The organism is Pseudomonas sp. NFACC02 (assembly GCF_900110765.1).
Classification (GTDB): Bacteria; Pseudomonadota; Gammaproteobacteria; order Pseudomonadales; family Pseudomonadaceae; genus Aquipseudomonas.
Window position 1 is genome coordinate 39,139 of record NZ_FOEO01000041.1, and the last position, 9,391, is coordinate 48,529.

The 9,391-nt window shown below is 59.0% G+C and carries 7 protein-coding genes; 6 read left to right on the top strand and 1 reads right to left on the bottom strand.

The features are described 5' to 3' along the window. Nucleotides 1-13: 13 nt before the first annotated feature. From BMY73_RS23065 to BMY73_RS23090, 6 genes are all read left to right on the top strand, one after another. Nucleotides 14-1,453 carry an alginate O-acetyltransferase gene (locus tag BMY73_RS23065; protein ID WP_092410017.1) on the top strand — a complete coding sequence of 480 codons (1,440 nt, stop codon included), beginning with the start codon at nt 14-16 and terminating at the stop codon, nt 1,451-1,453. 7 nt (nt 1,454-1,460) lie between these two features. Further along, nucleotides 1,461-2,606 (top strand): mannuronate-specific alginate lyase, encoded by a 1,146-nt coding sequence (locus BMY73_RS23070; RefSeq protein ID WP_092410027.1) that lies wholly within the window; start codon nt 1,461-1,463, stop codon nt 2,604-2,606. Between the two features lie 227 nt (nt 2,607-2,833). Next, on the top strand, nt 2,834-4,414 hold the full coding sequence (locus tag BMY73_RS23075) for an MBOAT family O-acyltransferase (protein WP_092410019.1): 1,581 nt from the start codon (nt 2,834-2,836) through the stop codon (nt 4,412-4,414). Nucleotides 4,415-4,424: 10 nt separating this feature from the next. Further along, nucleotides 4,425-5,606 (top strand): alginate O-acetyltransferase, encoded by a 1,182-nt coding sequence (locus tag BMY73_RS23080; protein ID WP_092410021.1) that lies wholly within the window; start codon nt 4,425-4,427, stop codon nt 5,604-5,606. Between the two features lie 38 nt (nt 5,607-5,644). Next, nucleotides 5,645-6,301, top strand: a complete 657-nt coding sequence (locus BMY73_RS23085) for an alginate O-acetyltransferase AlgF (RefSeq protein ID WP_092410029.1) — start codon at nt 5,645-5,647, stop codon at nt 6,299-6,301. 273 nt (nt 6,302-6,574) lie between these two features. After that, nucleotides 6,575-8,029 carry a mannose-1-phosphate guanylyltransferase/mannose-6-phosphate isomerase gene (locus BMY73_RS23090; RefSeq protein ID WP_062386623.1) on the top strand — a complete coding sequence of 485 codons (1,455 nt, stop codon included), beginning with the start codon at nt 6,575-6,577 and terminating at the stop codon, nt 8,027-8,029. A gap of 87 nt (nt 8,030-8,116) precedes the next feature. Here the strand turns inward: BMY73_RS23090 and BMY73_RS23095 are convergent. Then, on the bottom strand, nt 8,117-9,391 hold a 1,275-nt coding region (locus BMY73_RS23095; protein ID WP_305882059.1), incomplete at its 5' end, for an RHS repeat-associated core domain-containing protein.

Genomic DNA, 9,391 nt, shown 5'->3' on the forward strand with positions numbered 1-9,391 from the left:
GGAAGCTATTTCTATGCACGCACACTTGATCAAATGGCTCAGCCTCTCGGGCCTGACCGCTGCACTGTTCGCTGCCAGCAACGCTGCGTATGCAGCCGACGCCACAGCCCCCAGCTTCACCGCAGAACCTTGCTGCAGCCTGTGCCCGGAAGCGCACGACGAGAAAAACTACGTCACCCGCTACCAGCAGAACTTCACCACGCTGGTTCAGGCTCAGGGCGACTGGCTGTTCCGTACCCGCGAAGACCTGCGCACCGAATTCGACACCACGCCGGAAGGTTACCGTCGCATGCAACAGTTGCATGACGCCTTCAAGAGCAAGGGGGTCGAGCTGGTGATCGTGTACCAGCCAACTCGCGGCCTGGTGGATCGCAACAAGCTGTTCCCGGCGGAGCGCGACAAGTTCGACTACGACACTGCCCTGCGTAACTACCAGGCCATGCTCGGTCGATTCGCAAAAATGGGCTACACCGTGCCGGACCTGTCGCCGTTGACTAACGAGCAACAGGCTCATGACTTCTACTTCCGTGGTGACCAGCACTGGACGCCTTACGGCGCCCAGCGCACGGCGAAAATCGTCGCCGAATCGGTGAAGAAAATGCCCGCGTTCGCCGACATTCCCAAGCGTGAATTCGAGACCCATCTGTCAGGTCGCATGGGCAAGAAGGGCACTCTGCACAACATGGCCGGTCAGTTGTGCGGCACCAGCTACGCGATCCAGTACATGGATCAGTTCGAGACCGAGCCCAAGGGCGAAGCGGGCGATGGCGATCTGTTCGGTGACTCCGGCAACCCGGAAATCACCCTGGTCGGTACCAGCCACAGCGGCAAGAACTACAACTTCGCCGGCTTTCTGCAGGAATACATGGGCGCTGACGTGCTGAACGTCGCCTTCCCCGGCGGCGGCCTTGAAGGTTCGATGCTGCAGTACCTGGGCAGCGAAGACTTCCAGAAACACCCACCGAAAATTCTCATCTGGGAATTCTCGCCTCTGTACCGCCTGGACCAGGAGACCATCTATCGCCAGATGATGTCGCTGCTGGACAACGGTTGTGAGGGCAAACCGGCGCTGATGTCCACCAGCACCACCCTCAAGCCAGGCACCAACGAACTGTTGGTCAACGGCAAAAACGGCATCAAGGATGTGCGCAACGGCAGTAATCAGATCGACATCAAGTTCGCCGACACCTCGGTGAAAACCCTTCAGGCGCGCCTCTGGTACATGAACGGCCGCCACGAAGACCTGAAGATCGAAAAACCTGAAACATCTGAAACCGACGGGCGCTTCTCCTTCGAACTGCGCGACGACAAGGACTGGGCTGACCAGCAATTGCTCGCGCTGGAAGTCCAGGGTCCGGAAGCGGGCGCTGCTCCACAGCAGGTCGAAGCGAAAGTATGCAAACGCAACGTGTTCCCGAATGTCGCGCATCAAACCGCGCAAGCCGGGTTATGAGGCTCTTATGCACACTCCAAAACTGATGCTCCCTACCCTTCTGTCGCTGGCCTTGCTGTCACTGTCAGCTTGCACGAGCGCAAACAGCGGCATGCCGACCGGTTCCACCCTGGTGCCGCCGAAGGGCTATTACGAAGGCGTGGAAAAGTACAAAACCGGTGAAAACAAGTTCACCTGTGACGCCACTCCGCAGCCCTACACCGGCTCGCTGCAATTTCGCAGCAAGTACGAGGGTTCGGACAAGGCTCGCGCCACGCTGAACGTTGCCTCGGAACAAGCATTCCGCGACAGCACCAAAGACATCACCACCATGGAACGCAATACCAGCAAAGTGGTGATGCAGTACATGCGTGACGGTCGTCCCGAGCAACTGGACTGCGTGCTCAACATGCTGACCACCTGGGCCAGGGCCGATGCGCTGGAGTCCAAAGACTTCAACCATACCGGCAAGTCGATGCGCAAATGGGCACTGGGCAGCATGTCGTCTTCGTACCTGCGCCTGAAGTTCTCCGAGTCGCATCCACTGGCGACCCGTCAGCAGGACGCGAAAGTGATCGAAGCCTGGTTCAGCAAGCTGGCCGATCAGGTCGTGAGCGACTGGGACAACCTGCCGCTGGCCAAGACCAACAACCATTCGTACTGGGCCGCCTGGTCGGTGATGTCCACTGCCGTGGCAACCAACCGCAAGGATTTGTTCGACTGGTCGGTGAAGGAATTCAAGATCGCCGCCAATCAGATCGACCCGCAAGGCTTCCTGCCTAACGAGCTCAAGCGCAAACAGCGTGCGCTGGCGTACCACAACTACGCGCTACCGCCGCTGGCGATGATCGCCAGTTTCGCCCAGGCCAACGGCGTCGATCTGCGCCCTGAAAACAACGGCGCGCTCAAGCGTCTGGGTGATCGGGTGCTGGCCGGCGTCAGGGACTCCGGCGACGAGTTCCAGGCGAGGGATGGCCAGAAGCAGGACATGACGGACCTCAAGACCGACATGAAATTTGCCTGGCTGGAACCGTACTGCTCGCTCTACGACTGCGCTCCGGACACCTTGGAGAAGAAGCACAAGATGCAGCCTTTCAAGAACTTCCGCCTCGGCGGCGACCTGACCCGCACCTATGACCCGAGTCATGAGAAGGGTGAGAAAGGCGGTTCTTGAACACGACAACGTTGATCGTACCCACGCTCCGCGTGGGCACGCATCCTCAGACGCTCTACGTCGCCTTTGAATGGCGCAGAGCGCCGAGGGATGCATTCCTACGCGGAGCGTGGGAACGATCAAACCTGTAGGTGCAAGCAGTCGGATTCATGTTTCACCCCTCCAGTTTTCCATGGGGGGTTTGGGGGGGCTTCGGCCCTTGATGTTGGACAAGTGGAGAGATAAGGATGGTTTTCTCATCCAACGTGTTCCTGTTCCTGTTCTTGCCGGTGTTTCTCGGCTTGTACTACTTGAGCGGGCAACGCTATCGCAACCTGCTACTGCTGGTCGCCAGCTACGTGTTCTATGCGTGGTGGCGAGTGGACTTCCTGGCGCTGTTCGCGGGTGTGACGCTGTGGAACTACTGGATCGGTCTGCGCGTCGGCGCTGCCGGGGTCAGGACCAAACCCGCCCAGCGCTGGTTGCTGCTCGGCGTCGCGGTCGACCTGTGCATCCTGGGGTATTTCAAATACGCCAACTTTGGCGTGGACAGCATCAACGCGATCATGACCTCGTTCGGTCTTGAGCCGTTCATCCTGACCCATGTGCTGTTGCCGATCGGCATCTCGTTCTACATCTTCGAGTCCATCAGCTACATCATCGACGTGTATCGCGGTGATACGCCGGCAACGCGCAACCTGATCGACTTTGCAGCGTTCGTGGCGATCTTCCCGCACCTGATCGCCGGTCCCGTGCTGCGCTTCCGCGACCTGGTGGACCAGTTCAACAACCGCACCCACACGCTGGACAAGTTCTCGGAAGGCGTCACGCGGTTCATGCAGGGCTTCATCAAGAAGGTCTTCATTGCCGACACCCTGGCCGTGGTCGTCGACCATTGCTTTGCCCTGCAGAACCCAACCACGGGCGATGCCTGGCTCGGCGCACTGGCTTACACCGCGCAGTTGTACTTCGACTTCTCGGGTTACAGCGACATGGCCATCGGCCTTGGCCTGATGATGGGTTTCCGCTTCATGGAAAACTTCAAACAGCCTTACATCAGCCAGTCGATCACCGAGTTCTGGCGCCGCTGGCACATCAGCCTGTCCACCTGGTTGCGGGACTACCTGTACATCACCCTGGGCGGCAACCGTGGCGGCAAAGTCGCGACCTATCGCAACCTGTTTCTGACCATGCTGCTGGGCGGCCTGTGGCACGGCGCCAACATCACCTACATCGTCTGGGGAGCCTGGCACGGTGTCTGGCTTGCGATCGAAAAAGCACTGGGCCTGAACACCACACCACGCACCTTCAACGTCGTCCGTTGGGCCTTCACCTTCCTGCTGGTGGTGATGGGCTGGGTGATCTTCCGTGCCGAAAACCTGCACGTTGCTGCCCGTATGTACGGCGCGATGTTCAGCTTCAGCGAGTGGCAACTGTCGGACCTCAACCGCGCCAGCCTCACCGGCCTGCAGGTTGCGACGCTGATCGTGGCGTACATCACGCTCGCCTACTTCGGCCTGCGCGACTTCTACAAGAACCGCGCACCTGCCAAACCAGTGTCGGACACCCCTGTCGCGGGGACGCCGGTACCGGCCGACGGTCCTGCCGCTGCGGTGCCAGGCATGATCAAAGCGGTGCCGGGCGACACGCCGGGCAGCATCCATCAACCGGGTTACATCGTCGGCACAGAGGCGCAGGTTCAGCCTGCCTACTGGACCGCCGACTGGTCGCGCTACGTCATGCGCGCCCTGATCCTGCTGATGTTCGTTGCCTCGATTCTCAAACTCTCGGCGGCCAGTTTCTCGCCGTTCCTGTACTTCCAGTTCTGAGGAGCCTGACATGACCCGTTCATTACGTTTCCTCTACATCTTCCTGTTCCTGGGCATTCTGTTGGCGCTGGGCCTGTGGTCGCTGCGCAGCTTCATCGGGTTTTCGACGTCAAAGGAAACCACGGTGCTTGACGGTCACTGGACCAAGGCCGTGGAAACCCACTACGACGACGCGTTCCCCATCAAGCGCCTGGGCACCAACCTTTGGGCCGCGCTGGACTACAAGGTCTTCAATGAAGGCCGGCCGGGCGTGATCCTGGGCAAGGACCAGTGGCTGTACACCGACGAAGAGTTCGACGCCGTGGCCAACGGTGAGCAGAACGAAGCCGACAATCTGGCGATCATCGAAGGCGTGCGTGACACCTTGAAAAAACAGGGTACGCAACTGGTGCTGGCCATCGTTCCCGCCAAGACCCGGTTGTACCCCGAGCACGTGGGCGACACCAAACCGGCCGCACTGCACACCGACCTGTATCAACAGTTCCACGCGCAAGTGAGCCAGGCGGGCATCGTTGCCCCTGACCTGCTGGCACCGCTGCAGAGCGCCAAGGACAAAGGCCAGGTGTTCCTGCGCACCGATACCCACTGGACGCCGATGGGCGCCGAAGTGGTCGCGCAACAATTGGGTGAAGTGATCGCAAAACAGACGCCGTTGAGCGGCGATCCCCAGACCTTTGTCACTGAAGCCACGTCTAGCGCGCCCTACAAAGGTGACCTGACCAACTTCCTGCCGCTGGACCCGTTGTTCAGCAACCTGTTGCCAAAACCGGACGAGCTGCAGCAACGCAGCACGAACCCGGCTCAGGCGGAAAGTGAAGGCGACGACGCGTTGTTTGCCGACAACTCGGTGGCGGTCGGTCTGGTCGGCACCAGCTACAGCGCCAACCCTAACTGGAACTTTGCCGGCGCCCTGAAGCAGGCCCTGCACAGCGATGTCGTGAATTACGCCGAAGACGGCCATGGCCCGATTCTGCCGATGCTCAAGTATCTGCAGACCGATGCCTTCAAGAGCAGCCCGCCGCAGGTGTTGATCTGGGAATTCCCGGAGCGCTACCTGCCCGCTCACAACGACCTGACCGAGTTCGATCCGCAGTGGATCGCCGAACTCAAAAAGGCTCGTGACCCTCAACAAAATCTGGCTCAGAACGCCAACGATTCCAACTCCGAGTCGCCCAGCCGGGCGCAAAACTGAGAGGACTACTCAAAATGACCTTGCAGAACCCAACTCGTATGCCTACCCGTTCGTCCAAGACCGGTCTGCTGAAAACCTGCGTCCTGGCCGCCAGCCTGGGCTTCGTATCCCTCTCGGCCTTCGCCGGCGGCGACGCCGCCCTGTATGGCCCGACCGCCCCGAAAGGCTCGACCTTCGTGCGGGTCTATAACGCCAGCAACACCGAAATCAGCGCCAGCGTCGGTAACACCAGCCTTAACGAAATCGGTCCTCTGGCCAGCAGCGATTTCAGCTTCATGCCACAGGGCGACTACAGCGCCAAGATCGGCAGCAACACCCTGCCGGTAAAACTGGCGAGCGACCACTACTACACCATCGTCAACAACACCTCGGGCGCACCACAACTGGTGGAAGAACCACCGTTCAAGAACAAGCAGAAGTCCCTGGTGCGGGTGCAGAACCTGAGCGACAAGCCACTGACCCTCAAGACCGCCGACGGCAAGACCGACGTGGTGAAAGCTGTCTCGGCCAAGGGCACCGGCGAGCGTGAAATCAACCCGGTCAAAGTCAGCTTCGCGCTGTTCGACGGCGACAAGAAAGTCAGCGACCTGAAGCCCGTCGCCCTTGAGCGCGGCGAAGCCGCTGTGCTCTACATCACCGGCAACGGCAGCAACCTGTCGCCCGTCTGGGTCAAGCGCCCGACTTCGACTCAGTAACTCAGGAGACCCCGCCTTCGGCCTTTGATTCTGGCCGAAGGCCGTAGGAGCGCGCTTGCCCGCGAACAGGTGTGTGTCAGACGACCACCCTGTCGCAGCAAGATCGCAATCGCGGGCAAGCGCGCTCCTACAGGAATCAGCGGAAAGCGCCAGGTGATGCGGAGCAAGCACACCAAGAGGGCGCCGACCGCAGCGGTACAAGAACAAGACAGACGAAACGACAGAAACCGACGTATAGCCCATTCGAACGCTATTGCTATTTGGAGAATTAAAATGATTCCAGTGATCTTGTCAGGTGGCAGCGGTTCCCGACTCTGGCCTCTTTCGCGTAAACAGTTTCCAAAACAGTTCCTGGCACTGACCGGCGAACACACCCTTTTCCAGCAGACCCTCGAACGCCTGGTGTTTGAAGGCATGCAGCACCCGATCGTGGTGTGCAACAAGGATCACCGCTTCATCGTCGGCGAGCAGCTCGACGCATTGGGCCTGGACACTCAGGCCGTGATCATGGAACCGTTTGGTCGCAACACCGCGCCCGCAGTCGCCATCACCGCCATGATGCTGGCCAACGAAGGTCGCGATGAGCTGATGCTGGTGCTGCCCGCCGACCACGTGATCGACGATCAGAAAGCCCTGCAACGCGCGCTCGCACTGGCCACCGTGGCGGCCGAACGCGGCGAAATGGTGCTCTTCGGCGTGCCGGCGACCAAACCGGAAACCGGCTACGGCTACATCAAGTCCACCGCCGATGCCCTGCTGCCTGAAGGCGTCAGCCGCGTGGCCCAGTTCGTCGAGAAGCCTGACGAGCAGCGCGCCGTCGAATTCGTCGAGGCGGGCGGTTATTACTGGAACAGCGGCATGTTCCTGTTCCGCGCCAGCCGTTATCTGGAAGAGCTGAAAAAGCACGATCCGGACATCTACGACAACTGCCTGCTGACCCTTGAACGCAGCAAGCGCGACGGCGACAACATCGAACTGGATCAAGCCAGCTTCGCCTGCTGCCCGGACAACTCCATCGACTACGCCGTCATGGAAAAAACCCAACGCGCGTGCGTGGTTCCCTTAGAGGCAGGCTGGAGCGACGTGGGTTGCTGGTCGTCGCTGTGGGATGTGCATGCCAAGGACGAGCATGGCAACGTCACCAAGGGCGACGTGGTCATTCAGGACAGCCGCAACTGCATGGTTCATGGCAACGGCAAGCTGGTGTCGGTGATCGGTCTGGACAACATCGTGGTCGTCGAAACCAAGGACGCCATGATGATCGCTCACAAAGACAAGGTTCAGGGCGTCAAGCAGATGGTCAACACGCTCAACGAGCAAGGCCGCAGCGAAACCCAGAACCACCTCGAAGTCTACCGCCCATGGGGCTCGTACGACTCCGTGGACATGGGCGGCCGCTTCCAGGTCAAGCGCATCTCCGTGAAGCCGGGCGCCAGCCTGTCGCTGCAGATGCACCACCACCGCGCTGAACACTGGATCGTGGTGTCGGGCACCGCTCAGGTGACCTGCGACGAGAACGTGTTCCTGCTGACCGAAAACCAGTCGACTTACATCCCGATCGCCTCGGTTCACCGCCTGCGCAACCCCGGCAAGATCCCCCTGGAAATCATCGAAGTCCAGTCGGGCAGCTACCTGGGCGAAGACGACATCGAGCGCTTCGAAGACGTCTATGGTCGCTCGACACCGGGCATTGAAGCCGGTGTCAGAACCCAGACCATCGCGCGTTGATCGTCCTGGATAACAGCCAGTAACAAACGATCCGGTGCCCCGCCCGCTCTCTGCGTATTCCCCATCCGCAGAGGGCGGGTGTTTTTTTCATCGCCAGGTGTGCGCCTGGCCCATCTTGATAAACCGTGAAAAAGGCATCCTTTTTTCACGCTGAGCGTAATGCCTGTCCGGGTTTTTCAGGGGTTTATCGCTCTGATCGAGAGCAACCACTGCGTCGAATAATTTTCTGAGTTTTTGATCTCTGCTCGTCAATACGCTGGTGAACACTTTCGGTCCCGTGACCTGCGAAACAATCTTCATTTTTTCGTTGCCTGCTGGCATGGCACTCAATCTCAAGCCCGCAGCTGAACCCTGTTGCGCCTTGTAACGAGCAGTGACCTCATTACTTAAAGCCAGCAGAGTAGGGTTCTGGCTATGAGAAGCGAAAGCGTTGTTGTTGATGACGTATTCGTTGGCGTCCCATGGTGGGTTGACAGGCCCCACCGTAAAAACGCGGTTCTTCTTGGGGGTGAAATCACCAGGCCTCACCCCCCGCTTGAATTGGTCATCAACGTCTACATAGATTCCGCCGTAATGATTGATTAAGCTGTACCGAAGCACATCAGTTGCGGAGGCATAGTTGCGAGCGTCATCCCCGAATAGATCCGCGTAGACAGCGTAAGACGGCGATGATTTAAACGAAGTAAAGAATGGCTCATTGCGCAACTGCGTTACTTTAATATTTTTAAATTTACTTAACGCTTTCTCGATGTATTCAGCCCCCGTATCACCGTCCTTGAGATCCACGTGCACGTTCACGGTGAAATCGTAGTTCAATAATGCAGCTTCCTCGATGTTCGGCACGTACCGGCTCAAGGCATTGCTCTGTCCAATCCAAATGTAGTGGATGTCCTTAGGCACTTCAGGTGCATCGCCATGCCGGTCTACGTACTTCAAAGGGTTTCCATTGACCATTTCGTAAAAATTTATCCCTCCTCGCTCCCCTGACGGATCCGGATTTATCCACCGCATCAACCACGGCGCGTAATACCTAAGCCCGTAGTAATAAAGCCCCGTTGCATCCCGCTCCTTGCCTGAGTAACGAATGGTCTTGTAGCTGACCTCAACCTCACTGCGTCCAGCGAACCACGCCGTCTCGCCATACGGGTAATAGATCTCCTGGCTGAGCAGTTGCGCCTTGGCATCCATTTCCAGTGTGCTGGAGCCCAGATGGTCAGAAAGGCTGTAGCGGACCTGATCGTTTTCAAGGCTCTCCGGCTTTCCGGCTTGCCAGTGCAACACCCGCACATCGCTGCGGCCCGCGGTGACGGTGATGACGTGCAGCACTTCGCCCGTCGCCGTGTTCGTGCGGATCTCCAGGCC

Coding starts and splice junctions, on each gene's coding strand:
- BMY73_RS23070 (WP_092410027.1), top strand. CDS start 1,461: ATGCACACTCCAAAACTGATGCTCCCTACCCTTCTGTCGCTGGCCTTG.
- BMY73_RS23090 (WP_062386623.1), top strand. CDS start 6,575: ATGATTCCAGTGATCTTGTCAGGTGGCAGCGGTTCCCGACTCTGGCCT.
- BMY73_RS23075 (WP_092410019.1), top strand. CDS start 2,834: ATGGTTTTCTCATCCAACGTGTTCCTGTTCCTGTTCTTGCCGGTGTTT.
- BMY73_RS23080 (WP_092410021.1), top strand. CDS start 4,425: ATGACCCGTTCATTACGTTTCCTCTACATCTTCCTGTTCCTGGGCATT.
- BMY73_RS23065 (WP_092410017.1), top strand. CDS start 14: ATGCACGCACACTTGATCAAATGGCTCAGCCTCTCGGGCCTGACCGCT.
- BMY73_RS23085 (WP_092410029.1), top strand. CDS start 5,645: ATGCCTACCCGTTCGTCCAAGACCGGTCTGCTGAAAACCTGCGTCCTG.